A 26,467-nucleotide genomic window follows, 5' to 3' on the forward strand; every position below is an offset into this window, starting at 1 on the left:
TCAGGCCGCCGTGGCTTCGGTTATGATATCCTTGCGCGCGCCGGCCAAAGTCGAGAAATAGACATCCTCCAGCCCGCCATTCACCGCTGCGAAGCCGTCCTTCGGATCGCTGGAGCTGAGGATGTGGATGACCGTCGAGCCCGCGAAAAGGCGGGTGGAGATGACTTCATATTTGGCTCGATAGTCGTCGAGCTGCTCGCGCCGGATCGTTTTGGACCAGATCGTCCCGCCGGTTTTCTCGATCAGGTCGAGCGGTGCACCCTCGAGCTCGATCCGGCCGTTGGCGATGACCGCCATTTGCGGGCAGAGGTCGGCGACATCCTCGACGATATGGGTCGACAATATGATCACGACATTCTCGCCGATTTCGGCCAGCAGGTTGAGGAAGCGGTTGCGTTCCTCGGGATCAAGGCCCGCTGTCGGCTCGTCGACGATGATCAGCTCGGGATTGCCGATCAGCGCCTGGGCGATGCCGAAACGTTGTCGCATCCCGCCGGAAAAACCGGCGATCGCCTTTTTGCGGACATCCCAGAGATTGGTCTGGCTGAGCAGGGTCTCGACCGTGGCCTTGCGATCCGCTGCCGACGCGATTCCTTTCAATACCGCCATATGGTCGAGCATGTCATAAGCCGAAACACGCGGATAGACGCCGAAATCCTGCGGCAGATAACCGAGCGATTCGCGCAGTTTTTCCGGCTCCTGCAAAATATCCAGATCGCCGAAATAAATCTCGCCCTGCGTGGGAGTCTGCAGCGTCGCCACCGTCCGCATCAAGGTCGATTTTCCCGCGCCATTGGGACCGAGCAAACCGAACATGCCCTTGGGGATCGACAGGCTGACATCGTCCAGCGCTTTCGTGCCGTTCGGGTAAATATGGGTCACATTCTTGAGTTCCAGCATACACGGATTCCTGTTTCAATCGCGGTCAACAAGACGGTGTATTACCCAGATAGCGCACCTGATGCAATGTGCAATTTCGAAAATCCGGCAGAGCGCGACAAACAGGATGGTGCAACAGCCCGGCGCGTCACAGCGCCGCAATCATCAGCGGGCCGCCGCTAGGGCGCTCAAGCGCGATATTTTTGATATAGGGTAATGGTGGACAGGATAGGACTGTCCCGCAGGTCGAATAAACCCTTGATTTCCATGTATTAAAAACGTCTCCAATATTGTATGTGTACGCCATCTGTGTACCCTTTTCAATGGTCCAAACTGCGATATCACGGGTGGATGAATGCGCATAGAGTCCAGCAAGGCCAATCAATGAAATACCTCTGAGAGATTAGTGCCTGAAGCTCATCCTCCGCCGAATTTCACGTTGTCGATGGCGTCTATGAAATCGGCGTGTTTTTCGTATCCAGACATCAATTGCATCGCTCTGTGGAGAGTAAGCCAAGCGTTTTTGAAAAACTCGGCAAGTACGTTTTCGTCATCTACAGCCGATAGATGGTGCACCTGTTTGGAACGGAGAGCGTATGCCTTGCTAAAGTTAGCGATTATTGCGCGGCGTGTTGCAACATCCTCTGCGATTAGAAATGCAATTCGCTCCCCTACATTACTCTGGATCGGTTCCGAGCCATTTTTCAACAAAAGATGTTCTAGTGCGGACATAGCGTAAACTAGACGATTGTTGACGTTGTGTGTTGCAACCCCTTCTGAGAATGCGCTGATGGCTTTTCCAACTCGGGTTTGGAACTGTGTCAAAGGACTACTTTCAAAGAACACACTGAAATTAGAGAACCCACTCTTCATATAGCGGTCCAATTCAACGAACTTTAATCGCCAAGAGTATAGCCCGTGATCCAGCGCCCCCTGAGAATGGCGATTTATCTTGTCATCGACAATGATTAATGTGGTTAGCGCTCTGCGCTGGTAGCAACCATGTGGGAAGCAAGGAAACGCGACGTTCCAGCTTAGAGCAGCTGGAGACATGAAACGAAACATCTCGGCAATTTGAAAAGCCGTCTGTTCGGCATGGCCTTCCGCAAATTCGGGTTCTCCCACGACTTTGACGTGAACAACTGTGAGATGTCCCAGCTCGGAAGTTAACTTGTCGAAATGTTGGTCGATTATTTCGGCGTGATCTGGATTTTTCTCTTTTGCTTTATCACTCGTACGCTTCAGCATTGCTAAGTCCATTGGAGCGACCAAAACATCACCGATCTCAAAAGACCGCTCAATTTCGATTGCGGAAAGGGGCACCAACAGATGGTGCTCGCTAACGGCCTCATCTGCCTTTTCGAAGAGGTGCGCTGTAAGACTAGCAGGTGTGTCTAGGCCGTAAGCATCCTTCCACCAGTTGAAGATTTGCTCTTCGACGAATTTTGTAGACAGGCCTTTATTGAATGGCTTGGCCTTGAGTGTTAGCTCGACCAATCTCCTAAGCGCGGCGTAGCCTTCGTCAAATAATCCAATCTCATGCCTATCTCGCACAAAATACTGCGCAACAGTGCGACCAGTGCGATCTGTATAGGAGAGCTTCGGTTCACCCTCTATATCTTTGTCGGTTATTGTCTTCAATTTCTGGCGAGTAGGAAACGGATCGGGCAAGCGATTTTTGAAAGGCTCTTTCGTTCCGAGGCCAAGAAGCGCCAGTCCTTCCCTATCGATGGATTTTGCAGCATTCTCATGGAGTGCTGCTCGGTCGAAATGCCTTACACTTTTCATTGGCCGATTAAGTACCTAACGCTACCGCTAATGCAAGTGGACTTAGCGAGGCCGGACGAATAGCGGCAACGCTCCAGAGTATCCCTTGCCCGTTGAATAATCACAAAATAATGCGCACCGAATGCGTACCTGTTCAACGAAAGAGTTTTACCATTAGGTTGGCGAGCTTGTAGGTTGGCGAGCTTGAAGTTTACAGAATTGTTCTGATCAGCCCGATTGTATCCAATTTTAGCGCCTCCGCTATTTCAACAAACTCGACTATATCTAGTCTTCTCTCCCCTATTTCATAGCGGGATACGAACTGCTGATGCCGACCCAACGCATTTGCGAATTGCTGCTGGCTCCATCCCAGAGACTTTCTTTGGTCGATCAGCGCCTGAATGAGGGCACGATACTGGTCATTGTGAAACCCTTTCCGCGAAGCTGAAATCTTGCCGGTCATGCAAAGGCTATTCGGCGTTCGTAGACTTTACACCAAAACCGTGTAAACGGTAAGGCCTGACCCATAGACCGGGAAGCAGCTATGAGCAGCGGAACTGAAACATGACCTACCTAATTATCGGCATAGCTCTCCTTGTGGTGGTCGGATTAATCCATGACGCTTTAACGCCCGGAGGCCATGACGGCCCCCGAAGGACGTGGCCTAAGACCCCTACTCCCAATTTAGACAGGTGGATCAAAGAACAGGACGCTAAAGAATCGCAAGGCGACTTCCGATGTAGACCCGAAAACGGTTCTGATCCACGGAAGTCCAATGGACGTACAGCTACCGTGGTTAATAGTGAACTGGATGAACGCAAAGAGCACAAGAAATAGGACCAGCAAAAAGCTTAGCTATCCCACAACTCAATAGATGAACTTTAATTCCCGATAATGACGAGGATGATCTTGACGGACCTTGCGGGACCACAAATGAACCCAAAAATAAGCGGGTAACGGAAAACACAGGAAAACTGACTGTTTCTTAGCTAGGTTCGGATTATACGCAGAGAAGGTAAGCGAAATGCCGGATTTTGAATTGACATTCGTCATGCTCTGACAGGTACCATTCGGGGTTCAATAGGGGACCCAACAAGGACCCAAACACTGCTAAGTTCTTTTGAACAAAGGCTTGTCAATCAACCTCAAGAGACACCAACGCATTTCGGCAAAGGCAGTTAAGAGACCCTATGCAACATTGGGCCACGATATATGCCGGTACCGCGAGACATTAGCCATTCTATTAGTAGATTACTAACATTCATGTTAATAGTGTTTGAATTACCACATCAGCACTCCCGGGAGAGAGGGACCGAGGGACCCCTGTGCTCAAACTAAACGGGTGTGGGGGGACGGACTTGCACCGCCCCACGCGTTCTCCCGGCTAAACCAAGAGCGTGTCAGATCTTCTTGTTGATGGCGTGGCTGCTCGCCCACTAGGCCCACAGAATCGCGAGAACATCCATACCAGTCTTGAACATGAAATCCATAATTGTCTCCTTCGCTGCATCTAGATATAAAACCCATTCAATGCAGGCCCAAAGAACGAACAGCCACGCCCCAACATCTCCAACCGTAACGCCCAAGGTCACTAACGCCGAACCTTGAATACAATTCGGATACTATCGAGGACGGAAACTCTTTTTGCAATAGGCAACGTCGGCCGTCCAAGCATCACCGCCACCGAAATTTCAAAAGGTCTGGTCATTTGGCCCGTGCTGCGGAGACAGAATAAATGTCTCGTTAGGGTATTCAAGGAAATTATAGTACAAGATCGCCAGTCGGCCTTAGAGCCTAGCGACAAGGATAAGCTATATGCCGCGCGTGTTCCGAGAAGAAATAGAGCCGTCTGATTTCAGTAATAATATAAGCGCAAATATGCAGACGCTAAATGTCCACCACAATGGCGAGCATATCAAAGTTACATATCATCAATCCACATGGCTTCCGGTCGATATTGAAGGTGATGGAGGTATTGAACGTCGAACAACTCAAGGGCACATTTCTTTCTCGCAAAAGAATATTGGGGCATTCACTTTCAACGAGTTTCAAGGACCGCCGTGGATATGTTCGGAAGCTTTATTCGAAGAAATGGACAGCTATTCCGCAGCGACTTCCGAACTAGCGGAGGCAATTTGCGATAATTGGAAAGAGCCATCTAAGATTTTTGAGTATGGCAACCTTGTGGAGTTGGAGCGTTCATGGATGCTGCCATCTATGTCGAAGGGCGGTCGTTTCTCTGCGGTATTAAAAGCTCTGATTCGTGAAGTTTTCGACGACCGCAGCTTGTTAATGCTGAAAGCTTTCCCATTAGAATATGAAGGCCGGGTCGATGAAGAGACAGAGGATAACTTCCGTCGAAGACAAAGAGCGTTGATGCGGCATTATCATAATATAGTAGAGGCCAACGTGTTGCCCGGGTCGTTCGGAAAGAGTGGCTGGATGTATGTAATTCCAGATAATCTGAGGAAATGCGTTCCACCTCCGGAAAATGGCTAACCGAAAAAGGTACTCTGCCAGCAATCTCTTTACCTTCGTTTTCACACTAGAAATCAAGACAGCCGAATACTCGTAGCTCGATGAGTTTGACGCAGTGTATGATATAGCCTAACGGTCATTAGTCAGTTTGATACAAAGGCTAGAGCCACATGAATGTTGTTACCTACTACCGCGTTTCCACCGCAGGGCAGAGCCGGTCTGGGCTGGGCCTAGATGCTCAACGGGAAGCCGTTCGAGTTTTCTGTAGTCAACGAGGCTGTGAGGTTCTGGCAGAATACGTTGAGATCGAGAGCGGCGGGAAGAACGACCGCGTTGAGTTGGAAAAAGCACTACACAGGGCAGAGGTAACAGGTGCTACCCTTGTAGTTTCCAGAATGGACAGATTGTCTCGTAACGTGGCCTTCCTTGCGACCCTACAGGACAGCGGAGCGCGGTTTGTTGCTGCCGACATGCCAGAGGCTAATGAACTCACCATCCACATCCTCGCTGCGGTTGCTCAAGCTGAGCGCAAGGCTATCTCTACACGGACCAAGGAGGCGCTTGCAGCAGCTAAGGCCCGTGGAGTGGCCTTGGGTAACCCTCGAGGTGCCGCAGCGCTCAGGGAGGCGGGAAAAGGGAACAAGGCAGCACTTGAAGCCATCAAGGCCCGTGCGGACCGTTACGCTACCAAGCTGGCCAGAGAAGTGTCTGAATTGCGGGAAGGCGAAGGCTGTAAGTCTCTCAGGGAACTTGCGGCAGGATTGAACAGCAAAAGCATTAAGACACCTAGAGGCGGCAAATGGTACGCGGCGTCGGTCAGGGCCTTGCTGTCCCGGCTGGACCGGCTGGAGGCCAGCAAGTGACGAAAGAACCTAGGTGGAAATCACAAGAACTTGAGACGGCGGATGTTCGACAGAAGCCAGAGTTTCAAAACCGTGTAAAAGGAATTGATGGGAAGCACGTCCAAACCCTCACACGGCAACTCGAAAAGGATGGCCGACTAGCACCCATAGAGGTCGCTAAGATCGGCAAGGCCCTTTACGTCGTTGAGGGCTTCCACCGGCTGGAGGTTTACAAGGCGACCGGCAGGAAAACCATAGACGCTAAGGTTGCTCAAATGACCCTCTCAGAGGCTAAAGATTGGGCCTTGCTGGCTAACACTACTCACGGGAAAAACCTCTCACAAGCCGACAAGGCGAGCATCTTTCAAAGATACATCGTAGCGGGAAGACATGTCTGGAGCGAAGGTGAAACCATGCCCGTAACGGCCTTAGCGGGAACACTTAAATCCAGTCGTGCCATCTCAGCGGACATAAACGGCATCTACAGTCACGAAACTGTCCGCACGAAACTGAAGGCACGCGGGCTGGACCTTGATGTTACCGTTGAGTTTCCCGGCGGGTACAAGCCCCGGCAACCGGAAGAGGATATGCTGGTCAGCGAGATACGGCATGAGGCTATCGACAGTCTTTGGGATTTTGAAAGGCACTATCAATCGCTGGAGATGGAAGACCAACAGGAACTGCTGGGGATCGCTCGGGGGATCATTCAGAACCTTGAGGACGGCAAGAAACCTAATCGGGTCACTGAATGTACCGGTAGGATCGGGCTTGACATTTAGAGGCCCTTTGGCACCTAAATTGAGCTGTGGGCTATCTCCTTGCGTCATGTGCTTCTATATGTAGTATTTCCGTCCAATGAACGGGAGGGATTCAATCAGTTTGGTCAAGTTCTATATTTCGCATTTGCTACAGCGATCAGTTCGCAATGCGTGGCACACGCTGATTGCACGTGACTGGCTTGATCTGTTGGGAAAGGCACTAGTGGGTGGCCTGTTGTTGCTATTGCTCTACTTGGCTTCAGATAGCCCAGGCGGTTACCGGGCATTTAGTGACGAATGGGCCATCACAATCACAGGATTTAAAGCGCTGAGTATCGGTTTTTTGATTTTATTTCTTGGCAACCTGCTTTTCATCGCGCCCTATCAACTTTGGCGGGAAGCAACCACCGAACTAGAAGTTGTCAACGCTTCCGTGGGCAGCAAGTCGGAAGTTCCACCAACCGAGATAAATGAAGGATCGCTTGGAGCCTATATAAGAGGCTTTCCTACCGTTCGTTTACTTAATGAGAAGATTGCCGAGAGGATGGATTTGCCCCTCCTGAAAGAAAGAGAAATCGGGGCCTTTTCTTATGCAGAGAGTGCGGTGGCGCTGGGTGTGACCACTCTCGCCCAACTGGACAAACTGCTCAAAGATGATGAAACATTGATATTACGCGCCGCACCATATTTGATTCCAGAAAAGGGCATCAGACCGACATTCTGCCTGTCTGTTCTGTTCACGGTGATTGGGGGTAGAATGGGTGCGGATGAATACTGGGAGCGGATAAAATCCTTGAAGCACACTTCATCGCCAAGAGGTTGGGCAGACAATGCTGAACATACCTATAAAGAAATTACCGCATACTAGGGAAATGTTAATGACCGACCAAAGTTCCCCGCACTGCTTCGGCAAGTGCCTCCCCACCATGCTTAATGGCGAGCCGCCGATCTAGGTTTCGTCAACTTCAACGGTCTCACCAAAGCCGTTGTCCTCTGTCGGAAATTGGTTGAGGACTCTGCCGAGTGCCGTTGCTTTGTCATACATATTGCATAGTAGGATTGGCGACATCACGCAAACGGATAGACACCAATTGTGTTCAGGTTTAGAGCGGCTATAATACCTACAGAACTAACCTTTAGTATCTCATGGGTGTCAAGTTTGACATGCAGGGGTTTAAGCTTTCCAGCTTATCACCTTGGACCAATCGGGCCCTTGCGGGTCCACTAAGTGAATATGTTCACCTAACGCCTCAAAATGCCCGTATTCCGACTGTGAGTTGCCTGTGTTGATCCGGTGTCCCTGAATATAAGACCGCGCTTCTGATGAAACCTTAGCTCCCCGCGCCGCAGTCGTCCAAACGTGCCGAAACTCCCTAGAGGCCTTCCTTCCTTTGGGCAGGACCTTCTTGCTCCTCAAGTACAGCGACCACCACTCTCCGTATGCCGAGAAGAGCAGATTGCGAGAGCCTTTAGTGCGCAATAGAGGGAACAGTGCTACCTCCCCTTGAGCCTTCAGGTATTTAAGATACTCGGGTAACTTTAGGTCAATGAGACGCTGAGGGACCGGCAACGTTCTGCGGCCCGACAACTGTCCATCTGTTTTCAACGACTGCTGACCTTTAACAGGATGCTCCCCCTCATCTGTATACTTCATCAGCCAATGGCCATTAACTTCCCAAAAATCCGAAACTAGAAGCTGCGCAACTTCCTCAGGCCGTGCGCCCGTCGTAAATAGGATCAGCGGTATCCAATAACTGGCCTCTCCCTTCCCACCGTTGGGACGTTCTCCAGCTGTGAATATCGGCAAGCTGAATATGCTGCTTAGCTCTTCCGGGCTGAACCCTTTGGATGCCTTTGATGGCCTTTTCTTGGCTTGGGGGTGACCGCGAAAGGGGTTGGCGAGATGACCGAGGTCTTGATCGATTAGACCTGTCCGAGCCAATTCATCCCATCGTTTAGCCAAACAGGACACACGTCCTTGATAGGTCTGCGGAGCGAGCCGCTCTACATCGACCCTCCCCTCGTACATCTCTGCCAGTTTTTTCAGGGGAATGTTGCGGTGTTCTTTGGGTAACTGTCGGGGCCGCTTGGCCAGAAGCTGTATCCACACGGTTACCATCGGTCGGGTTATTTCGGCTGGAGTGGGAGAACCAAACGCTTCCTGAAGGAACCTCAAAGCCGTGCTGGTCTCTTGCCGGACCGAAGGGGATATATCGACATTGGGCAAGTCCATTACTTTGACCACGAGGGCCTCAAAGGCTTCGCAATGATTATCAGAGGTACCCTTTGGTCGAACGGAAACTAGAGGTTCACTTTGTGGTTTCAGCGTTCCCTGAGTGCCGTTTTGAATTGCCACACAAACCTCAACAGCGGCATCGTTCAATGCCCAACAAAGGCCATCCAGCCGGTCAGGGTCTGTTGGGTCCAATACCAAGCCTTGCCGTTCTGCAAGGCTCTGAGCGGTGGACGTCCAGTAGCCTACAATCTCGGTCAGGTCTTGTTCAGCCTTCCAAGCCCCGAAATCGACCAGCATCATGTCGGTGACAGTCAATGATCCCGTTTCGTCAGGGGGTGTCCATGTCCAATTCTCGTCCGCCTCTTTCCTCCAACCATTTTCAAATTCGACCGCAAGCAAAGCAATCATTGGAGGTTTCAATATATCGAATGCTCGATCCTTGGTTTTTCGCGCTACTGCTAAATTACGGGCATATTCAGCTTGAGCAGCGTGGTATCGCTCCAATGCGGAAGGGGATTGAATATCTTTGGATTTTAGCGAGCGCTTTAGCTCCACAGGTTTGCCGGGAAGAAAAGCCCGCACATCGTCAGGATACTTTCTGCGGTAATCGATACGACCTGTCGCCGGGTTTTGCTTAGTATATTTCAATATAATGCCCACTGATTGTGTACCTTTTAATGTACCCTCTGCGAAAGGATAAGTTAAGGAAAATCAGTGGTTTGTTGGTTTTCTGCGGCCCCTAGAGGGTAATGGTGGACAGGATAGGATTCGAACCTATGTACGCTTACGCGGGCAGATTTACAGTCTGCTGCCTTTAACCACTCGGCCACCTGTCCATCCGGGTATCCAAGGCCGCCATCGGCGACAAGAGCGGCTCAATGACGAAGGGATGACAAACTGTCAATGCCTGCCCATTGAAATTTGCAGAAAAAAAGGCTGTCGGCAGCAGCCATAGCGTCTAGAGAGCCAATATGGCACGCAAGAACAAATCGATAAAGAAAACCGGTGGTGGTCTCAAATTCTGGGGACGTCATGCTGTAGAAGCCGCGCTCGACAATCCGAGACGGGTGATCAAGAAAATCTCGATCACCCGCGAGGCCCTGGCAACGCTTGAGATTCCCGACGATATTCCGGTGGTGATCAGTGACGTTGCCGATCTCGGACGCGTGATTCCGCGTGATGCTCCGCATCAGGGCATGGTCGCCGATGTCGACCCCCTGCCCGATATCTGGCTCGGCGATATACTCGACCAGCAGAGCGAGCGACCGTTGCTTCTGCTGGACCAGGTCACCGACCCGCATAATGTCGGCGCGATATTGCGCTCCGCCGCTGCCTTTGACGCGGCGGCGATCATCACCCAGGACCGGCATGCCCCGCCCGAATCGGGGGTTGTGGCAAAATCGGCATCCGGGGCGCTGGAAATCGTCCCCTGGGTCCGCGTGGTCAATCTGGCCCGCGCCCTCGACGATATTGCCGATGCCGGATACTGGCGAATCGGACTCGATGGTGATGCTGCCGACGAGCTCGAGCCGGCGATGGGCACGGGCAAGATCGCGCTGGTCATGGGGGCTGAAGGCGAAGGCCTGCGGCAGAATGTTGCCGGCCATTGCGACACGTTGGCCCGCTTGCCGATGAGCAGCAAAATGGAAAGCCTGAACGTGTCGAACGCCGCCGCCATCGCCTTATATGCGGAGTTTACCAGAAAAAGGGGAGAATAGCCGTGGAGAGATTTTGCAAATGGCTGCTGGCTCTGGTCGCGCCGCTGCTGCTGGCCGGCTGCCTGCTCATTCCGGGCAAATTCGAATCGGAACTGCGCCTGATGAACGACGGCAGCTATAGTTTTGTCTATAATGGGCAGATGCAGCTCGCTGAGGGCGGTGATGATGCCATGTCTTCGCCGTCCGGCATGGCAGATGGCGAGCAGGCTGAAAGCGGTTCAAGCGAGGAAGACCAGAAAAACGCCGCGATGCGCTCTATTTTCGGAGGAGCGGTACCCGGCGATGATGAAGGCCTGAAGCTTTTTGCCGCGAAACTCGCCAAATATGATGGCTGGAACAAGGTCGAATATATCGGTGACAATATGTTCGAGGTCGAATATGCCATCAGCGGCCAATTCGACCGGATGCTGGCTTTTCCCACGATACCGGGGGCAACGATGCAATTCCCCTTCGTCCAGGTCATCAGACGCAGCAAGGGCGAACTCGAGATACTGACGCCGGCCATGGCAAGCGCTGGCGGACTGGTGGGCAATTTGCGCCCACCTTCGCTGGGCGGTCCATCGGACGAATCAAAAGCGCAACTGATCGACGGGACCTTCACCATCGTCACCGATGGCACCGTGCTGTCCAACAATACCGAAGATGGCCTCACCGTCGATGGTTCGCTGAAGAACATGCACTGGAAGGTAGACGCGACAAGCGGTCCGGAAGGAAGCCCGCGCGCGATTGTCAAACTGGCCAACTAGATTTTGAACCGGACAAAAAAAGGGGCTGCTGAAAAGCGGCCCCTTTTTGCATTCGGTCTGAAGCAATCAGTCTTCTTCGGCGATCCGGACCTTCAGGCCGTCGAGTTCGTCGGACAATTCGATCTGGCAGCTGAGCCGCGAATATTCGTCGCGATGATCGCTGCTTTCCAGCAGATCATCTTCGTCTTCGCTCATTTCCGGCAATTTGGCTTTCCAGTCCGCGTCGATGTGGACATGGCAGGTTGCGCAGGAGCAGCAGCCGCCGCACAGAGCGAGCAATTCGTCAAATCCGTTGTCGCGGATCGCTTCCATGACGCTGACTCCGGCATCGACGGAAACCGCTTTTTCTTCGCCATCGCGGCCGGTTACGTGAATCGTTGGCATAGCTACCCCTTAGTGACTGTTCATTGAAAATCCCGCACGCTATGTCTGGACCTTCAAAAAGAATCAAGGGCCGAAACAAGAGCGGGAAATCGATGGGCCTATCAAAAGAAATGATCAAAGCCGGACTGGACCATGCCGCTGCGGTTGAACCGCGACTGGCGGCTGCCATTGAATCCTCCGGCTATCCCGAGCCGCGCATCCGGCCGGAAGGCTATGAAACTTTGCTCCGCACCATCGTCGGACAGCAGGTCAGCGTGGCGTCGGCAGCAGCGGTCTGGAACAAGCTGGAAGCGCGGCTGGGCGATGGCTGTCCCCCCGAAGCGCTCCTTGCCACCGAATTTGACGAGCTGCGCGCCTGCGGCCTGTCGCGCCAGAAACAGGGCTATGCCAGAAGCCTGGCGGAGCTGATCTTGTCAGGTGGCCTCGACCTCGACAATCTGCCGCAGGATGATGAGGAAGCGATTGCGCTACTGACCAAGGTCAAGGGCATTGGCCGCTGGTCGGCGGAAATCTATCTTCTGTTCGCGCAGGGCCGTCCCGATATCTGGCCGGCCGGTGATCTTGCGATACAGGTCGGTGTTGGCGATTTTCTCGGCCTGCCGGCGCGCCCATCGGAAAAGGATGTCCGCGATATCGCGCAAAGCTGGTCCCCGCATCGCGGCGCCGTGGCGATATTTACCTGGCACCATTATCATGTGATGGTGATGTAGCGGCTAGAGATCGACCGGGTGATTCCACCAGGCGCTGTCGGTGAAAGCGCGCATGTCGAGCTCAAAGGTCCAGGCCGAGCGATGCTGGTGCGCGATATGGAAATAGGTGTCGGCGATTGCCGCCGGTTCCATGATCTCGTCCTTGCCATTGGCCTTGGCTTCCCGCAATTTGGCGAAGCGCTCCGGCCCGAGCAGTTTGCCCAGAGTGTCCGGCGCGTTGACCGCGCTATCGATCAATATATGCGCGACATGGATATTCTGCGGCGCGAACTCAGCGTTGAGCGACTGGCAGAGCATCCGCCGGCCACCCATCGCGGCCGCGTGACTATGCTGTCCGGCATTGCCGCGCATCGCCGAGGTCGCGGAGGTCACCAGTAGCGCCCCTCCCCCGCGTTCAACCATCTTTGGGAACAGCTTTTGTGCCACCCGGAACACGCCGAGCGTGCCCATCCGCCAGCCCAGTTCAAAGGTCTTCAGCGGCGTATCCGCCAGCGCCCGGTTGCCGATCTGCGCGCCGAGATTATAGACTACGACATTGATCGGTCCGATATCGGCCTCGACATCGTCGATCAGCTTCTCGATCGCGCCCTCGTCCACCGCGTTGAGCAAATGGCCCGAGGCCTTGCCGCCGGCAGCCTCAATTTCGGCGACCATCTTGTCGAGTCCGGCCTGATCGCTGCGGCGACACAAGGCGACATGATAGCCGTCCTGCGCAAAACGCTTGCCGACATGGCCGCCAATGCCGGCGCCTGCCCCGATGATCATGCAAACGTCCGTCATATCGCGCGCCTCTTTTAGTATTTCAGAAAGGGATTGAGTTTCATGACCTCTTCCATGAAGGACCGGGGCTTTTTCCAGTTGGCCGTTTTCAAATTGGTCTTGAGGTCCAGCGTCTTGATCACGTCATTGATGAAATGCACGCAATTGCGTTTGTTGAGACTATAGCTTTTTTGCGGGATAGCCTGCCATTTTTTGACCACGCCGAGCAGTTCGCGATATTTCTTGTCGCTCACTTTCACGGTGAAATGCGGGTTGCTGCTGGCGATATAGTCGGCGGATGGAGCTTTGACGTGGCCCTTGACCGATCCGAACAAGATGCCCGGCGACACGTTGATTGCGGTAAAGCCGAATCCGGTGTCGACTTTCTGGCCATCGGCCAGTTCGCCCTTCGCGACAAAGAAAGCGTGCGGGAAATTCTTGCCGAAATCATGCGAATAGAACGTGACCGTCACTTCCGCCCGCGCCGCGACCGAGAAGCTTACCATGAACAGCAACGCAGCCAGACCGGAGATTCTCAACAGACAGGCAAAAGCAGATTTCACATTCATTCCCTCAATTTATCGTTCAGCCAGCGTGCGGCTTGCCGGGGCGTTTTCTTGTCCCCGTCCCGGTCGACCGTATAATTGGCCTCGCGCATATTTTCTACCGTGATTGCGCCGATCAGGGGTTTTAGTGCGGCAATAAATTTATCGTCGCCACCGCGCTCTGGCGCCAGCAGCAGGATCGCCTCATAGGATGGCACCGCCCCCCTGATATCGTCCAGTACGATAAATCCGTTGGCCGCAATCCGGCCGTCGGACGAAAAGGCCGAGATAACGTCGACCTCGCCACTGGCGAGCGCCGGATACATGAAGGTCGGGCTGAACGAGCGGGCATGTTTGAAGCGGATCGGATAGGCATCGCGCACCATTTGCCATTCGGGCCGCTCCAGAAATTCGACATCGGTGCCGAAATTGAAATCGCTCGACACCCGCGCCAGATCATCCAGCGTCCGCAGCGACTTTGTCCGGGCGTCTTCCGGTCGCACGGCAAAGGCATAAGTATTTTCAAATCTCAGCGCGCCGAGCATTTTCACCCCGTGATTGGCGCTGGTCCATTGACCGATCGTGTCGAGCATCGCGGATTTCGGCTGGCTGTCGCTGCGCTGCATCTGGTTGGTCCAGATCGTGCCGGAATAGTCGACATAGACATCGACATCACCCTCGGACAAAGCCTGATAGACCACAGCGGAGCCCAGCCCGTCGCGGTAGCGAACGGCATAGCCCGCCTCTTCCAGCCGCTCTCCGATCAGCCGGGCGAGTATATATTGTTCGGAAAAGCCCTTGGCCCCGATCACCACGATATTGTCGCGGGCGATCATCAGCGGCAGCGTCGCGACCAGCAGGCCTGCGGCAATAATCGCCATCCCGGCCCAAGCCAATATCCGGCGCCGTTCGCGGATGCCCCGCTCGATCAGCCCGAGCAGAAGATCGACCGAAATCGCAAGCACCGCGGAGAACAGGCAACCGGCCAGCACCAATGTCCAGTTCTGCGTCTGCAATCCGGCGAAAATCAGATCGCCAAGGCTGGGCTGACCAACCGTGGTGGACAGCGTCGCTGCGCCGATGGTCCAGACCGCAGCGGTGCGGATACCGGCCATGATCGTAGGCGCCGCCAGAGGCGCTTCGACATAATATAATTTCTGGCTGCTGGTCATGCCGAGACCGTCCGCCGCTTCCTTCGCTGCCGGATCGACCCCGGACAATCCGGTTACCGCGTTGCGCAGGATCGGCAGCAAGGCATAGAGAGTCAGCGCGAGTAGCGCCGGCAGAAAACCGAAGGCGGATAGGCCGCCACCGATCAGCGCCGATATGCCGAGCAGCAGCGGATAGAAGAGCGCCAGCAGCGCCAACCCGGGGATCGTCTGGATCAGGCTGGCAAGCGTCAGCGCGACCGCCGCCACTCTGGGTGACCGCGCCGCCCAGATGGCGAGCGGCAGGCAGATGAGCATCGCCAAGGCCAGCGCCGAGACGCTGATCTGGACATGGGCGGCGAGCAATTCCGGCACCCGCGACAAAGCCTGTTGCCACGCCTCGGTCATGACTTTTTACCCAAGACGATGAGATGCGCGGCCTGCGCCCGGGGGATGGCGACCAGCGCCTCGGCTTCCTCGCCGACATCGCCGGACAGCAGTTCGGCGGGCGTGGCATCCGCTTTGATCTGCCCGCCCTCCATCACCAGGATGCGGTCTGCCAGATAGAGCGCTTCGGCCATATCATGGGTGACGATGATCGTGGTCAGGCCTAGCCGCTGGTGCAGCGCCTTATACTGGTCGGTCAGGCTATCGCGGGTCACCGGGTCGAGCGCGCCAAAGGGCTCGTCCATCAGCATCAGGCCGGGCCGCGTCGCCAGCGCCCGGGCGACGCCGACGCGCTGTTGCTGGCCGCCGCTCAACTGATCCGGCAGGCGCGAGGCCATCTCCTGCGGCAGTTCGACCAGATCGAGCAATTCGGTGACCCTCTCGTCCCTGCCCTCTGTCTCGCCTGCCAGTTCCAGCCCGATGGCGATATTGCGCGCGATGGTCATATGCGGGAACAGGCCGATATTCTGGAACACATAGCCGATCCGCCGCCGCAGGATATGGGGATCGACCGAGTCGATGGCTTCGTCAGCGATGAAAATTGTACCGCTATCCGGTTCGACCAGCCGGTTTATCATCTTCAGCAGGGTCGATTTTCCCGAGCCCGACAGGCCGACCAGAGCGACCAGACTGCCCGCCGCTATTTCCAGCGAAACCCCGTCAACAGCGCGAACCGTACCGTAATGGCGGCTCAGCTTGTGCAGGCTGATGGAAGGACCGGAAACAGGCATCGGAATATATAGTGACGCGCTTTATCGCGCATGTCCAACTTCACTTGACGTTCGCGTCAAAAACCGCTCGAATGAACATCAATGTTAATAACGAGGCGGGAGCGGATTCATGGGCTATCAAAGTGGGCAGAAATCTATTTTCATCACGGGAGGGGCCTCCGGTCTCGGTCGCGAAGTCGGTCGCTATTTCGCAGCGCAAGGCTGGTTCGTCGGGATTGCCGATGTCAATGACAAGGGCATGGCCGAAACGGCAGCGCTGTTGCCCGAAGGCCAAAGCTCTGTCCACAAGCTCGACGTGACCGACCGGGCGCAATGGAAACAGGCGGTTTCCGAATTTGGCGCGATCACCGGCGGCACGATGAATGTCCTGTTCAACAATGCCGGTATCGGCGAAGGCGGGGCGATCCAGGATATGGAAGACGCGGCCATCGACCGGATGATCGCAATCAACCTGACCGGCGTAATTAGCGGCACCCGCGCCTGTTTCGAGATGCTCAAGAGCACGCCCGACAGCTGCATTCTCTATACGGCTTCGGCAGCGGGCATTTACGGGGTCGCCGACCTGAGCGTCTACAGCGCGACCAAATTTGCCGTGCGCGGCCTGGCCGAATCGCATGATATCGAATTGCGCAAATATGGCATCAAGTCGCGCTCGCTGATGCCGGGCTTCATCGACACCAATATCATTTCCGAGGTCGTCGAGGGCACCAACCAGAGCGGCAAGGAACGGCTTGAGGAAGCGGGCGTCATGGTCAGTCCGGTCTCTATCATCGGTCCGGCGGCCTGGGGCGCCGTTCATGGCGACAAGCTGCACACACCGGTCAACAAAATGGCAAAACAGCTGGCCTTTGCCGCCCGCTGGATGCCCGGCCGCGTGCGCAAGCAGTCGGTCAGTCTGGCGAGCAACCTCGGCGACGTTCTTGCCGGATCGGAAGAAAATTAGCGCCTAGGCGCAGGCCTCGATCACAGCAGCCAGATCAAGGTCGCGCTGCGACAATCCGCCATTTTCACCCGCGTCATGCGTGGTCAGCAATATGTCGACGCGATTGTAGACGTTGAACCATTCGGGATGGTGATCGGTCTTCTCTGCGTGCAACGCGACGCGGGTCATGAAGGCAAAAGCTTCGGTGAAATCGGAGAATTTGAACGAGCGGCTGATGGCGTCACGCTCCCCGTCATATTCCCAGTCCGGCAGCTTGGCGAGAGCCGCCTTGCGTTCGACGTCATTCAGTTGCGCCACCATATTTATCGCTCCTTGCTTGGCTTTCGTGCCAATCCATGTCTTAAGTCTGTGCGATGAGCAAGACCCAGTCAACCGGAAGCCATGATCGGCTAGTCGCCGAGGCGTTGAGCTGTGTGCGCGGCGAGCGACTATTGTTCCGCAACCTCACTTTTTCGCTGCAACCGGGACAGGCCGGATTGCTCACCGGCCCCAATGGTGTCGGCAAATCCAGCCTGTTGCGGCTGCTGGCCGGCCTGCTCCAGCCGGTGGCGGGAACCTTCATGGCTCCGGACAGAAAATCCCTCTGCGATGACCGGCTGGCGCTGGACGAGCATCTGCCGCTCGAACAGGCATTGGCCTTCTGGGCGAAACTGGACGGCAAGACACCGGACGATGCCGCTGCTGCGATGACACGGGCGGGTCTGGACCATCTGGCAGAAGTGCCGGTGCGCTATTTTTCAACCGGGCAGAGACAGCGGGCGCGGCTGGCACGCACCTATCTGGCAGATGCCAGGCTGTGGCTGCTCGACGAGCCAGCCAATGGCCTGGATAGCGATTCGGTGGATCAAATGGGACGCATGTTACAGGAGCATCTCGATAGCGGCGGGATCATTCTTGCGGCCAGCCATATCCCGCTTCCGATTGCTTTTGATTACGCCCTGCAGCTCGAACCGCTGGAAGAGTTGGAGGCATGTTTGTGATGCACAGCTTTGCCACCATCATCTGGCGCGATGTGCGGCAGAGCTATGCGAGCGGCGGAACCTGGCTGCCGGTGATATTCTATCTTTCGGCAGCAACATTATTTCCCTTTGCTGTGGGTCCGGACCGCGCTTTGCTGCTGCAGACCGGCGGCGGCATCCTGTGGATCGCGGCCTTGCTGGCGACTCTGCTGCCGCTCGACCGGCTGATCCAGCCCGATCTCGACAATGGCGTTTACGACCAGATGATCGTCCGCGGCCTGTCTGATGAGACAATCGCCGCCGCGCGGCTGGTGTCCCACTGGCTGGCTTTTGGTCCGCCGCTGTTGCTGGCTGCATTTCTGGCGAGCGGACTGATGGGTCTGGAAGGCGAAGCCTTTGGCAGGCTGCTCGCGAGTCTGGCGATCGCGACACCGGCGCTAGCCGGCCTTGCGGTGATGATCGCGGCACTCACCGCCGGGATGAAGGGAGCGGGCGCGCTGGGCGGACTGCTGCTGGTTCCGCTTGCCATTCCCCTGCTGATTTTCGGCGCGGGAAGCCTTTCGGCGCAGGGCAGCAGCGCCCTGCTGTTTCTCTCGGCCATTTCGCTGCTGCTGGTCGCCATCACCCCTTTTGTCGCGGGTGCTGCGCTGGGCGCGGTTCGGGAATAAACCGCTTTCCGCCAGATTATTTCTGGTGGATGAGCATCCAGGCATCGACGGCCCGCTTGGCGCGCTCGCGTTTCTGTGGCGTGGTCAGCTTGATTGTCTCGCCATAGCGAAGAAACACATCGATTCTCCCGATTACGAGACTCACGAACATTTCTGCCGAAAAGACCAGATTGTCACTCTGGATTTCGCCCTTGTCCCGCGAGATTTTGAGCAGATCGATGAGATTCTGCAACAGCGCGCGGGGGCCATTGTCGAGAAAATAGGCGCCGACTTTGGGGTCCCGATTGACTTCTGCGGCCATTATCCGGTCAAAACGGATTCTTTCCTCTACCATTATCGCGCTCAGCATATTTTCGGCCGCCGAGATCAGGGTCTCGCGCAGACTTCTGGTCTTTGAATTTTCGCCGACCAGGCTTTCGCTCATTTCACGGCATTGCGCCTTGACCACCTCGGCAAAAAGATTTTCCTTGTTTTTGAACCAGCTATAGATGGTGACCTTCGAGACTTCGGCGCGCGCGGCGATCGCCTCGATGCTGGAGGCGGAAAAGCCGGAAGTGAAGAATTCGATACGGGCAGCGGCCAGAATCTTGGCGATCTTGCGCTGGCTGGAAGGGCGGTCGGCCCGTTCTTTCAGCATATCAACCTCCGTATTTTCCACGATTATATTCCTTTCCGGACGAAAATATTCACAAATTGAACGTTTGCGTTCAATTTAAACGTTGACGTTCAATTTCTTTGATGACATATTATTGATGCTTGGTAAAGGCCAAGCCGATTCAACCGCGGATAAATTTGTGACAAAACAGTTCAGGAGCCCCCGTTTTACGCTGCTTGCGATGGCGTTCGCCGTCAGTGGCTGCGCGAGTCTCGCACCCGATTCGCCTGCCCCCGGGATCGCCGCCGACATGCCGCCATCCTTTGAACAGGGCGAAGCCGATGGTCGCTATCAACCCGCGCGCTGGTGGACATCGTTCGAGGATCCGGTGCTCGACAATCTGCTCGACGAAGCGCTGAGCAAGAATCTGGATCTGGCAGAGGCGTCAGCCAGATTGCGCGCCGCCGAGGCACGGGCGCGTATCTCCAAAAGCGGTCTGTTCCCGCAGATCAATGCCGGACTGGACAGCAGCTATTCGGATTCGCCGACCGCCGGAACCAGCTTTGGTGCGGTGGCCGGAGGAGGACGGCTCCAGAACGAAACCTATTCCTCCAGCCTCGCCTTTTCCTATGAGCTGGATATCTGGGGCAAGCTGCGCAATGATGCGCGGGCCGGCCGCGCCGACGCCATTGCCTCCGCCGCCGATCTGCAAGCCGTTCGCCTGGCGGTGCTGGCGGAAGCGATCACCAGCTATTTCGACATCGTCGATGCGCGCCACCAGATCGCGCTCACCACCCGCATCATCGATGTCCTCGGTGATCGGGTCGAGCAAAGCGAGAACCGCTATAGCCGCGGCCTGATCACCTCTTTCGAACTCTATCAGATCCGTCAGGATTTCCGCAACGTACAGGCCAGTCTGCCGCAGCGGGAAAGCCAGCTGGCGGCGACGGAAGGTCAACTGGCCGTTCTGGTCGGCCGATATGCCAATAATATGGACGAGCTGATCGGCGGGAGCCTGACCCCCAAGCTGGACTTCGCACCGGTCCCCTCCGGCCTGCCGATCGACCTGCTGGCCCAGCGTCCGGATGTCTTTGCCGAAGGCCAGCGGCTCGAATCGGCACGCTATAATCTCGGCGCGCGGCGAGCGGAACGCTTCCCATCGCTCAGCCTTTCTGCGAGCACCGGCAGCCAGGCGGGAGAAGCATCGGATGTGTTCGACATATTTGACAATTGGGTGCTGAACCTGGGCGCGGGCCTGACCGCCCCGCTGTTCCAGGGTGGCCGGATCCAGGCCAATATCGAGGTCGCGGATGCCGAATATGCACAGCAGACAGCCGTCTATGCGCGCACCGTGCTGACCGCCTATCAGGAAGTCACCACGGCTATCGAACGTTATGAGGAAGAGCGGCAGCGCTACCGGTTCCTGTTCTCCCAACTGGACGAGGCGGAAGCGGCAGCAGGCCTGCAGTCCCGCCGCTTTGCCAATGGCGTCGGCAGCTATGTCGATTATCTCGACGCGTTGCGGGCGCAATATCAGGTAGAATCATCGCTTTCATCGGCCGCGCGCGACGTGGCATTGGCACGGCTCGGCGTACACCGGGCCCTGGGTGGCAGCTGGGACGATGTTCCCCAGGCGCCGTATATCATGGCCGCCCCTTCGGCCATTCAAGGAGAAAATTAAGTGCAAAGGCAACGCGTAATCGGCGGCCTGATCCTGCTCGCGGCAATATTGATCGCTGCGGTCCTGATCCTGCTCCGTTCCGATCCGGAAGAAAAGGCGCCGGATGAACTCGTCCCGCTGGTCCAGGCGGAAAAGCTGGAAATCCGTTCCGGCAATCTCATGGTCAGGGGCGCGGGAACCGTGCGGGCCCGCGAGGAACTGACCCTCGCCGCAGAAGTTTCCGGCAAGCTTGTCTATGTCAATCCGGACCTGCGCGAAGGCCAGCGCATCGCGCGGGGGGCGGTGCTGTTCCGCATCGACACATCCGATTATCGCAACGCCGTGCAAACCGCGCAGGCCGATGTCGCATCGCAGGGCATTTCGGTCCTGCAGGCACAAGAGGAAGTGACTCTGGCGAAAGCCGAACTCGACCGCTTCCAGCAGCGCGCCGTCAGCGGCGGCAATGCCTATGCCAGCGTTGACGGCAATGACTATGCGGCAAAAATCCTGCCGCCGGATGCCTTGGCCAGGAAAAACGGCGCGGACACGCCACAGGCCCGTCAGAATATCGCGACCAATGGTCTGGCAACAAGAGAGCCGCAGCTGCAATCCGCCCGCGCCGGGCTGCGACGGGCGCAGGCCAATCTGGCCAATGCCCAGACGGCGCTGCAACGCACCGTGGTCCGCGCGCCTTTTTCCGGCATTGTGCGTACCGAGGACATAGCCGTCGGCAGCTATGTTCAGCCCGGTCAGGCGCTGGGTTCGATGGTGGCGACCGCAGATTATGAAGCGGTTATTCCGCTCTCCGAACAGGATGCGGCGCTTATCCCGCAGCTGTTCCGCGCCGGTTCGGGCAACCGGATCGAAGCCGCGATATATTCCGACTATGGCGGCATCCGCTATCGCTGGCCTGCCTATGTTGACCGCGTCAACGGCGTGCTCAACCCGCAGACCCGCACAATTGACGTATATCTGCGCATCCCGAATCCGCTGCGGGGTGGCGCGCCGGCGGCTGTTGCCGAAAATGACGGAAAGTCAGCCACGGCATCCTCCGCCCCTCCCCTGTTCGTCGGCAGTTTTGTCAACACCGAGATCAGCGGCCGGGCGCTGGATGAATATGCCGTGCTGCCGCTGGCAGCCCTGCAGGCGGGGAACGAGGTCTGGCTGGTGCGGGACGGCAAATTGCATATCGTCACCGTGGAAATATATCAGCGAACCGACAAGAGCGCGCTGATTAGCACCAAGGGACTGGGACCCGATCCGGTCGCCGTTACCGGCAATCTGAAGGTTGCGACCGAAGGCCTGCGCGTTCGGGTTGCCCAGCCGCGGACATCGGCTGCAGCTGCGAAGCCCGCCGCCAAGGCGGAACCAAAGGCCAAAGCGGTTAAATGACAGATTCAGCCAATCGAGATCCGTCCCTGCCGGAACAGCCGAGCACGGAGATATTGCAGCAGAGCGGCGTTGTCGCCTTCATGGCGCGCAACGGTGTCGCCGCCAATCTGCTGATGATATTCCTGATCGTCGCCGGTATCATGTCCTACCGGACGATTGTCCAGGAGGTGTTCGCGGAGAACAGTCTCGACACGATCCAGGTCAGCGTCGCCTATCCCGGCGCCACGCCGGACGAGGTAGAGGAGTCGATCGTCCAGAAGATCGAGGAAGCCGTCGAGGCGGTGGAGAATGTCAAACAGATCAAGTCGACTGCTGCCGAGAATACCGGATCGGTGTCGATCGAACTGGAACTGGGTACCGATATCGACCGGGCACTGGATGATGTCAAAGCCGAGATAGACCAGATCCAGTCCTTCCCCGCCGAAGCGGAAGAACCCAGCGTACGTGAACTGACCACGCGGCAAAGCGTCGTGCGCATCGCCATTTTCGGCGATGTTTCGGAAAGCGCGCTGAAGGAGACCGCCTATCGGCTGGAGGACTCGCTCGCTGCGCTGCCGGAAATCTCCTTCGTCGACACCAGCTCGATCCGCGATTACGAAGTGTCGATCGAGGTGCCGCAGGATACGCTGCAGGCTTTCGGGCTTTCGCTGAACGACATATCGCGCACCGTCGCCGCCAGCAGTCTCGACAGTCCCGCCGGCTCGATCGATACCGACAGCGAAGAAGTGCGCGTCCGGACCATCGGCCAGAATTACAACCAGCAGAATTTCGAAGACATCGTGCTGGTGAGCAACGAAAATGGCGCGCTGATCCGGCTTGGACAGATCGCGAATATCCGCGACGAGTTCGAGGATGCCGATCTCGTATCCCTGTACAACGGCAAGCCGGTGGCCTTTGTCGAGGTTTTCCGCAGCAGCGACGAGCGTGTGCTTGATGTGTCCCGCGCCACCAGGGAATATCTCGAAGGGCCGTTCGCCCACTCGCTGCCGGAGGGCATTTCCTATGCGATCTGGAGCGATGACAGCGAATTGCTGAACGACCGGCTGACGCTATTGCTGAAAAACGCGGCGATCGGTCTGTTTCTGGTGCTGATCGCACTTACCCTGTTTCTCGACATACGGCTCGCGGCCTGGACCGCGCTGGGCATCGGGGTTACATTTGTCGGCGCGATTTTCCTGCTCGATCTGGCGGGATCGAGCATCAACATGTTCTCCCTGTTCGGCTTCATACTGGCCCTCGGGCTGGTGGTCGATGACGCGATTGTCGTCGGCGAGAGCGTCTATGCCCGGCGCGAGGCCGGCCGCACCGGAATGGGCGCAGCGGTCAGCGGCGCCCGGCGGGTCACCATGCCGGTCATCTTTGCCGTTCTGACAACCGTTGCCGCCTTTTCCCCCCTGTTTGCGATCGGCGGCGTCATGGGCAAGATTCTGGCCGACATCCCGCTCGTCGTCGTGGCGGTCCTCTTCCTGTCGCTGGTTGAAAGCCTGTTGATTCTTCCCAATCATCTCAGCCACTTGCCGGCCCCCGGCACGCCGACACGCAATCCCGTCACCCGCTTTTTCGAACGGGTGCAGACCAAGGTCGATGTCGAATATCAGAAGTTCGTCAACGGACCGCTCGATCGGGCGGTCCGCTATGCCGTGCGCATGCCGTTCGTGATCCTCGCCGGCAGTCTGGCCCTGCTCATCCTGATCGGCTCGCTGATCCCGGCGGGCATTATCAAGAATTCCTTCTTTCCCGCTATCGAAGCCGATGTCGTCACCGCCAGTCTGGAAATGCCGACCGGAACAACAATTGCGGAGACCGAAAAAATGGCCCGCTTCATCGAGCAGAAGGGCCGCGAGACATTTGCGGAATTTGAAAAGCGGGAAGACGAGGACGCTGAGTCGCCCCTGCGCGGCATATTCACCCTGATCGGGCAGGAGCCCCGGAGCAGCGGCCCGGACTTCACAAATGGCGGCTTCTCCTCGAATATTGCCAGCGTCCAGTTCAGCTTCACCCCGGGGGACGAGCGCGCGCTGGCTTCCCGGGACTTTGAAAATGCATGGCGCGAAAAGGTCGGACCGGTCGTCGAAGCGCGCTCGCTGGTCTTCGCATCGGACCTGATATCGATCGGCGCGCCGGTCGATGTACAGCTTTCCGATCCCGATCCGGCGGTGGTGGAATCCGCCTCGCTGAAACTGATGGAGAGGCTGAACCGCTTTTCCGGCGTGTTCGATATCGAGAGCGATCAGGATCAGGGCCTCAAGGAAATCCAGTTGCGGCTGAAGCCCGAGGCGCGGTCGCTGGGCGTGACCCTTCAGGATGTCGCGCTGCAGGTGCGTGCCGCCTTCTTCGGTAGCGAGGCGCTGCGCGTACAGCGCGGGTCGGAAGACATGCGCGTCTATATCCGCTTGCCGGAAGAGGAACGCAATTCGATCATCGACGTCGAGCGCTTCCGCGTCCGCGTTCCGGGCGGTGAAGTCCCGCTCGCCACCTTGGCCGAGGTCTCCTTCGGCCAGGCCCCTGCGGTCATCCGCCGGACCGACGGCAGACGGATCACGACGGTAACCGCCGATATCGACACCAATATCGTCACCAGCCAGGAAATCGCCAAGCAACTGACCGACGAGATCATGCCCGAACTGCAGGCGGACTATCCGCAATTGCTGTACAGTTTCGGCGGCGAACAGCAGGAGCAGGAAGATTCCTTCGGTGATCTGGGTATCGCCTTTGGCGCGGCCTTGCTGATGATCTACGCGCTGCTGGCGATACCATTTCGCTCCTATATGCAGCCGCTGATCATCATGGCCGTGATCCCCTTTGGCATCATCGGCGCGCTGATCGGCCACCTGATTCTGGGACTGCCGCTCGGCGTACTCAGCATGTTCGGCATGATCGCCCTGTCCGGCGTGATCGTGAACGGGTCGCTGATCCTGATCGACTTTACCAACGAAAATCTCCGCGAGGGCATGGCAATCGAGGATGCAATCATCAGCGCAACCAAATCGCGGTTCCGGCCGATCATGCTGACCTCGCTGACGACCTTCCTGGGCGTCGCCCCGATCACCTTCGAGACCAGCCTACAGGCGCAGTTCCTGATCCCGATGTCGGCAAGCCTGGGTTTCGGCGTGTTGTTCGGAGCGATCATATTGCAACTGCTGATTCCCGCCATGACCATGATGGAATATAGCGCCAAGCAGCGGATCAAACGATATTGGAGCGACCTGTTTTCCCCCTCTGTCCCGGCCTGATGGCAGGGGACAGATACAATGGCCGGCCCGCGTGCCGCTACACTTGCGAGCCCGTGGCACATGGCGCTTCGGGCAGGAATGGATAACCACAAGACCAAATGAATGGAAAAAATATGGCACGACCAGAACCGAGAAATTTGAAAGTGACGGACAGCGTTCGCGTCACCCCCAATATGCACCGCGTGACACTGGGCGGTGACGGCTTGGCCGGTTTCCCCGCCGGCCAGAGCGGCGGCTATGTCAAGCTGATGCTGCCCGGGCCCGAAGGCGGGCGGCCTCTGGTGCGGACCTATACGATCCGCCACCAGTCAGAAAACGGCATAGCCGTCGATTTTGCCCTGCACGGGTCGGACGAGGATTCCGGGCCCGCGACAGGCTGGGCGCTCAAGGCGCAGCCGGGCGACATGATCCGGCTTGGCGGTCCCGGCGATGCCAAGCCGTTGCCCGAGGGGTGCGGACCATTCCTGCTGGTCGGTGACATGACCGCCCTGCCCGCCATTTCGGTCAATCTGGAAGCCCTGCCCGCGGACGCGACCGGGGATGCGATCCTGCTTGTCCGGGACGAGGCCGACAGGCAGGCGCTCACCAAGCCGGACGGCGTAACGGTCCACTGGCTGGTCGACGCCGATCTGGGCGCCAATCCCGCGCTTCTCGCCGATGCCGCGCGCGCGCTGCCTGCGGTGGGCGATCTGGCTTATGCCTGGGTTGCCTGCGAGTTCGAGGCGATGAAGCTGCTGCGTGAATATCTGCGCGTCGAGCAGGGTTTCGGGCCCGATCGCCTCTATATCTCAAGCTACTGGAAGCGCGGCCTGATCGAAGACGACCACAAGCAGATCAAGCGCGCCGATGCGCAGGCCGGCGGCTGATCG

The 26,467-nt window shown here is 56.9% G+C and carries 25 protein-coding genes and 1 tRNA gene; 14 read left to right on the forward strand and 12 right to left on the reverse strand.

Annotation, left to right across the window (positions count from 1 at the left end; translation table 11 throughout):
* The 3 genes from CHN51_RS02145 to CHN51_RS02155 form a co-directional block, all read right to left on the reverse strand.
* Positions 1–900, reverse strand: a complete 900-nt coding sequence (locus CHN51_RS02145) for an ABC transporter ATP-binding protein (protein ID WP_100092539.1) — start codon at positions 898–900, stop codon at positions 1–3.
* Positions 901–1,296: 396 nt separating this feature from the next.
* The gene (locus CHN51_RS02150) at positions 1,297–2,667 is read right to left on the reverse strand and encodes a HEPN domain-containing protein (protein ID WP_100092540.1); all 1,371 of its coding nucleotides are present in this window, start codon (positions 2,665–2,667) and stop codon (positions 1,297–1,299) included.
* Between the two features lie 190 nt (positions 2,668–2,857).
* On the reverse strand, positions 2,858–3,109 hold the full coding sequence (locus CHN51_RS02155; RefSeq protein WP_100092541.1) for a helix-turn-helix transcriptional regulator: 252 nt from the start codon (positions 3,107–3,109) through the stop codon (positions 2,858–2,860).
* Between the two features lie 1,352 nt (positions 3,110–4,461).
* Here CHN51_RS02155 and CHN51_RS02160 point away from each other — a divergent pair.
* From CHN51_RS02160 to CHN51_RS02175, 4 genes are all read left to right on the forward strand, one after another.
* Positions 4,462–5,145, forward strand: a complete 684-nt coding sequence (locus CHN51_RS02160; RefSeq protein WP_100092542.1) for a hypothetical protein — start codon at positions 4,462–4,464, stop codon at positions 5,143–5,145.
* A gap of 149 nt (positions 5,146–5,294) precedes the next feature.
* Positions 5,295–5,987: a recombinase family protein gene (locus CHN51_RS02165; RefSeq protein ID WP_100092543.1), complete on the forward strand. Its 693-nt coding sequence runs from the start codon at positions 5,295–5,297 to the stop codon at positions 5,985–5,987.
* Positions 5,984–6,745, forward strand: coding sequence for a ParB/RepB/Spo0J family partition protein (locus CHN51_RS02170; protein ID WP_164088956.1), 762 nt, complete (start codon positions 5,984–5,986; stop codon positions 6,743–6,745). The genes CHN51_RS02165 and CHN51_RS02170 overlap by 4 nt, the downstream gene beginning before the upstream one ends.
* A gap of 100 nt (positions 6,746–6,845) precedes the next feature.
* The gene (locus CHN51_RS02175) at positions 6,846–7,592 is read left to right on the forward strand and encodes a hypothetical protein (RefSeq protein ID WP_123906216.1); all 747 of its coding nucleotides are present in this window, start codon (positions 6,846–6,848) and stop codon (positions 7,590–7,592) included.
* Between the two features lie 306 nt (positions 7,593–7,898).
* Here the strand turns inward: CHN51_RS02175 and CHN51_RS02180 are convergent, their stop codons facing one another.
* Both CHN51_RS02180 and CHN51_RS02185 read right to left on the reverse strand, forming a co-directional pair.
* Complete coding sequence (locus tag CHN51_RS02180) at positions 7,899–9,608, reverse strand: hypothetical protein (protein WP_123906217.1); 1,710 nt, start codon at positions 9,606–9,608, stop codon at positions 7,899–7,901.
* A gap of 102 nt (positions 9,609–9,710) precedes the next feature.
* Positions 9,711–9,796: transfer RNA gene (locus CHN51_RS02185), tRNA-Tyr, on the reverse strand.
* Positions 9,797–9,931: 135 nt separating this feature from the next.
* Here CHN51_RS02185 and rlmB point away from each other — a divergent pair.
* Positions 9,932–10,678 carry a 23S rRNA (guanosine(2251)-2'-O)-methyltransferase RlmB gene (gene rlmB, locus CHN51_RS02190; protein WP_100092547.1) on the forward strand — a complete coding sequence of 249 codons (747 nt, stop codon included), beginning with the start codon at positions 9,932–9,934 and terminating at the stop codon, positions 10,676–10,678.
* Between the two features lie 2 nt (positions 10,679–10,680).
* Entirely contained in the window at positions 10,681–11,424 is a 744-nt protein-coding gene (locus tag CHN51_RS02195; protein ID WP_100092548.1) for a hypothetical protein, read from the forward strand.
* A 66-nt stretch (positions 11,425–11,490) separates the two neighbouring features.
* Here CHN51_RS02195 and CHN51_RS02200 read toward each other — a convergent pair whose 3' ends face one another.
* Positions 11,491–11,808: a 2Fe-2S iron-sulfur cluster-binding protein gene (locus tag CHN51_RS02200; RefSeq protein ID WP_100092549.1), complete on the reverse strand. Its 318-nt coding sequence runs from the start codon at positions 11,806–11,808 to the stop codon at positions 11,491–11,493.
* A 92-nt stretch (positions 11,809–11,900) separates the two neighbouring features.
* Between CHN51_RS02200 and CHN51_RS02205 the strand changes: the two genes are divergently transcribed.
* A complete protein-coding gene (locus CHN51_RS02205; RefSeq protein ID WP_100092550.1) occupies positions 11,901–12,518 on the forward strand; it encodes a DNA-3-methyladenine glycosylase in 618 nt (205 codons plus the stop codon).
* 3 nt (positions 12,519–12,521) lie between these two features.
* Here CHN51_RS02205 and CHN51_RS02210 read toward each other — a convergent pair whose 3' ends face one another.
* Genes CHN51_RS02210 through CHN51_RS02225 form a run of 4 tightly spaced genes read right to left on the reverse strand, consistent with a single transcriptional unit; the run spans position 12,522 to position 16,148 of the window.
* Entirely contained in the window at positions 12,522–13,298 is a 777-nt protein-coding gene (locus CHN51_RS02210) for an SDR family NAD(P)-dependent oxidoreductase (RefSeq protein WP_100092551.1), read from the reverse strand.
* 14 nt (positions 13,299–13,312) lie between these two features.
* Positions 13,313–13,840, reverse strand: a complete 528-nt coding sequence (locus CHN51_RS02215; protein ID WP_240616834.1) for a hypothetical protein — start codon at positions 13,838–13,840, stop codon at positions 13,313–13,315.
* A gap of 2 nt (positions 13,841–13,842) precedes the next feature.
* Complete coding sequence (locus CHN51_RS02220) at positions 13,843–15,378, reverse strand: ABC transporter permease/substrate-binding protein (RefSeq protein ID WP_100092552.1); 1,536 nt, start codon at positions 15,376–15,378, stop codon at positions 13,843–13,845.
* Positions 15,375–16,148 (reverse strand): ABC transporter ATP-binding protein, encoded by a 774-nt coding sequence (locus CHN51_RS02225; protein ID WP_100092553.1) that lies wholly within the window; start codon positions 16,146–16,148, stop codon positions 15,375–15,377. Before CHN51_RS02225 ends, CHN51_RS02220 begins: the two co-directional genes overlap by 4 nt.
* 109 nt (positions 16,149–16,257) lie before the next feature.
* Between CHN51_RS02225 and CHN51_RS02230 the strand changes: the two genes are divergently transcribed.
* Positions 16,258–17,091 carry an SDR family oxidoreductase gene (locus CHN51_RS02230; RefSeq protein WP_100092554.1) on the forward strand — a complete coding sequence of 278 codons (834 nt, stop codon included), beginning with the start codon at positions 16,258–16,260 and terminating at the stop codon, positions 17,089–17,091.
* Between the two features lie 3 nt (positions 17,092–17,094).
* On the opposite strand, the gene CHN51_RS02235 is transcribed toward CHN51_RS02230, so the two are convergent.
* Positions 17,095–17,391 carry a 4a-hydroxytetrahydrobiopterin dehydratase gene (locus CHN51_RS02235; protein WP_100092555.1) on the reverse strand — a complete coding sequence of 99 codons (297 nt, stop codon included), beginning with the start codon at positions 17,389–17,391 and terminating at the stop codon, positions 17,095–17,097.
* A gap of 53 nt (positions 17,392–17,444) precedes the next feature.
* On the opposite strand from CHN51_RS02235, the gene ccmA reads away from it, so the two are divergent.
* Both ccmA and CHN51_RS02245 read left to right on the forward strand, forming a co-directional pair.
* A complete protein-coding gene (gene ccmA, locus CHN51_RS02240) occupies positions 17,445–18,071 on the forward strand; it encodes a heme ABC exporter ATP-binding protein CcmA (RefSeq protein WP_100092556.1) in 627 nt (208 codons plus the stop codon).
* Positions 18,071–18,718 (forward strand): heme exporter protein CcmB, encoded by a 648-nt coding sequence (locus tag CHN51_RS02245; RefSeq protein WP_100095381.1) that lies wholly within the window; start codon positions 18,071–18,073, stop codon positions 18,716–18,718. The genes ccmA and CHN51_RS02245 overlap by 1 nt, the downstream gene beginning before the upstream one ends.
* Before the next feature lie 16 nt (positions 18,719–18,734).
* Here the strand turns inward: CHN51_RS02245 and CHN51_RS02250 are convergent, their stop codons facing one another.
* Positions 18,735–19,376 carry a TetR/AcrR family transcriptional regulator gene (locus CHN51_RS02250; RefSeq protein ID WP_100092557.1) on the reverse strand — a complete coding sequence of 214 codons (642 nt, stop codon included), beginning with the start codon at positions 19,374–19,376 and terminating at the stop codon, positions 18,735–18,737.
* 136 nt (positions 19,377–19,512) lie between these two features.
* On the opposite strand from CHN51_RS02250, the gene CHN51_RS02255 reads away from it, so the two are divergent.
* From CHN51_RS02255 to CHN51_RS02270, 4 genes are all read left to right on the forward strand, one after another.
* A complete protein-coding gene (locus tag CHN51_RS02255; RefSeq protein WP_164088958.1) occupies positions 19,513–20,994 on the forward strand; it encodes a TolC family protein in 1,482 nt (493 codons plus the stop codon).
* On the forward strand, positions 20,995–22,365 hold the full coding sequence (locus CHN51_RS02260) for an HlyD family efflux transporter periplasmic adaptor subunit (RefSeq protein WP_100092559.1): 1,371 nt from the start codon (positions 20,995–20,997) through the stop codon (positions 22,363–22,365).
* Positions 22,362–25,598, forward strand: a complete 3,237-nt coding sequence (locus CHN51_RS02265; RefSeq protein ID WP_100092560.1) for an efflux RND transporter permease subunit — start codon at positions 22,362–22,364, stop codon at positions 25,596–25,598. The genes CHN51_RS02260 and CHN51_RS02265 overlap by 4 nt, the downstream gene beginning before the upstream one ends.
* 113 nt (positions 25,599–25,711) lie before the next feature.
* Positions 25,712–26,464 (forward strand): siderophore-interacting protein, encoded by a 753-nt coding sequence (locus CHN51_RS02270; protein ID WP_100095382.1) that lies wholly within the window; start codon positions 25,712–25,714, stop codon positions 26,462–26,464.
* Positions 26,465–26,467: the final 3 nt, after the last annotated feature.

This window comes from Sphingorhabdus sp. YGSMI21, assembly GCF_002776575.1.
Lineage (GTDB): Bacteria > Pseudomonadota > Alphaproteobacteria > Sphingomonadales > Sphingomonadaceae > Parasphingorhabdus.

Excerpts from the sequence above, each read along its gene's own strand:
- CHN51_RS02145 (WP_100092539.1), bottom strand. The coding sequence starts at position 900 with ATGCTGGAACTCAAGAATGTGACCCATATTTACCCGAACGGCACGAAA.
- CHN51_RS02150 (WP_100092540.1), bottom strand. The coding sequence starts at position 2,667 with ATGAAAAGTGTAAGGCATTTCGACCGAGCAGCACTCCATGAGAATGCT.
- CHN51_RS02155 (WP_100092541.1), bottom strand. The coding sequence starts at position 3,109 with ATGACCGGCAAGATTTCAGCTTCGCGGAAAGGGTTTCACAATGACCAG.
- CHN51_RS02160 (WP_100092542.1), top strand. The coding sequence starts at position 4,462 with ATGCCGCGCGTGTTCCGAGAAGAAATAGAGCCGTCTGATTTCAGTAAT.
- CHN51_RS02165 (WP_100092543.1), top strand. The coding sequence starts at position 5,295 with ATGAATGTTGTTACCTACTACCGCGTTTCCACCGCAGGGCAGAGCCGG.
- rlmB (WP_100092547.1), top strand. The coding sequence starts at position 9,932 with ATGGCACGCAAGAACAAATCGATAAAGAAAACCGGTGGTGGTCTCAAA.
- CHN51_RS02200 (WP_100092549.1), bottom strand. The coding sequence starts at position 11,808 with ATGCCAACGATTCACGTAACCGGCCGCGATGGCGAAGAAAAAGCGGTT.
- CHN51_RS02205 (WP_100092550.1), top strand. The coding sequence starts at position 11,901 with ATGGGCCTATCAAAAGAAATGATCAAAGCCGGACTGGACCATGCCGCT.
- CHN51_RS02210 (WP_100092551.1), bottom strand. The coding sequence starts at position 13,298 with ATGACGGACGTTTGCATGATCATCGGGGCAGGCGCCGGCATTGGCGGC.
- CHN51_RS02220 (WP_100092552.1), bottom strand. The coding sequence starts at position 15,378 with ATGACCGAGGCGTGGCAACAGGCTTTGTCGCGGGTGCCGGAATTGCTC.
- CHN51_RS02225 (WP_100092553.1), bottom strand. The coding sequence starts at position 16,148 with ATGCCTGTTTCCGGTCCTTCCATCAGCCTGCACAAGCTGAGCCGCCAT.
- CHN51_RS02230 (WP_100092554.1), top strand. The coding sequence starts at position 16,258 with ATGGGCTATCAAAGTGGGCAGAAATCTATTTTCATCACGGGAGGGGCC.
- CHN51_RS02235 (WP_100092555.1), bottom strand. The coding sequence starts at position 17,391 with ATGGTGGCGCAACTGAATGACGTCGAACGCAAGGCGGCTCTCGCCAAG.
- ccmA (WP_100092556.1), top strand. The coding sequence starts at position 17,445 with ATGAGCAAGACCCAGTCAACCGGAAGCCATGATCGGCTAGTCGCCGAG.
- CHN51_RS02245 (WP_100095381.1), top strand. The coding sequence starts at position 18,071 with ATGCACAGCTTTGCCACCATCATCTGGCGCGATGTGCGGCAGAGCTAT.
- CHN51_RS02265 (WP_100092560.1), top strand. The coding sequence starts at position 22,362 with ATGACAGATTCAGCCAATCGAGATCCGTCCCTGCCGGAACAGCCGAGC.
- CHN51_RS02270 (WP_100095382.1), top strand. The coding sequence starts at position 25,712 with ATGGCACGACCAGAACCGAGAAATTTGAAAGTGACGGACAGCGTTCGC.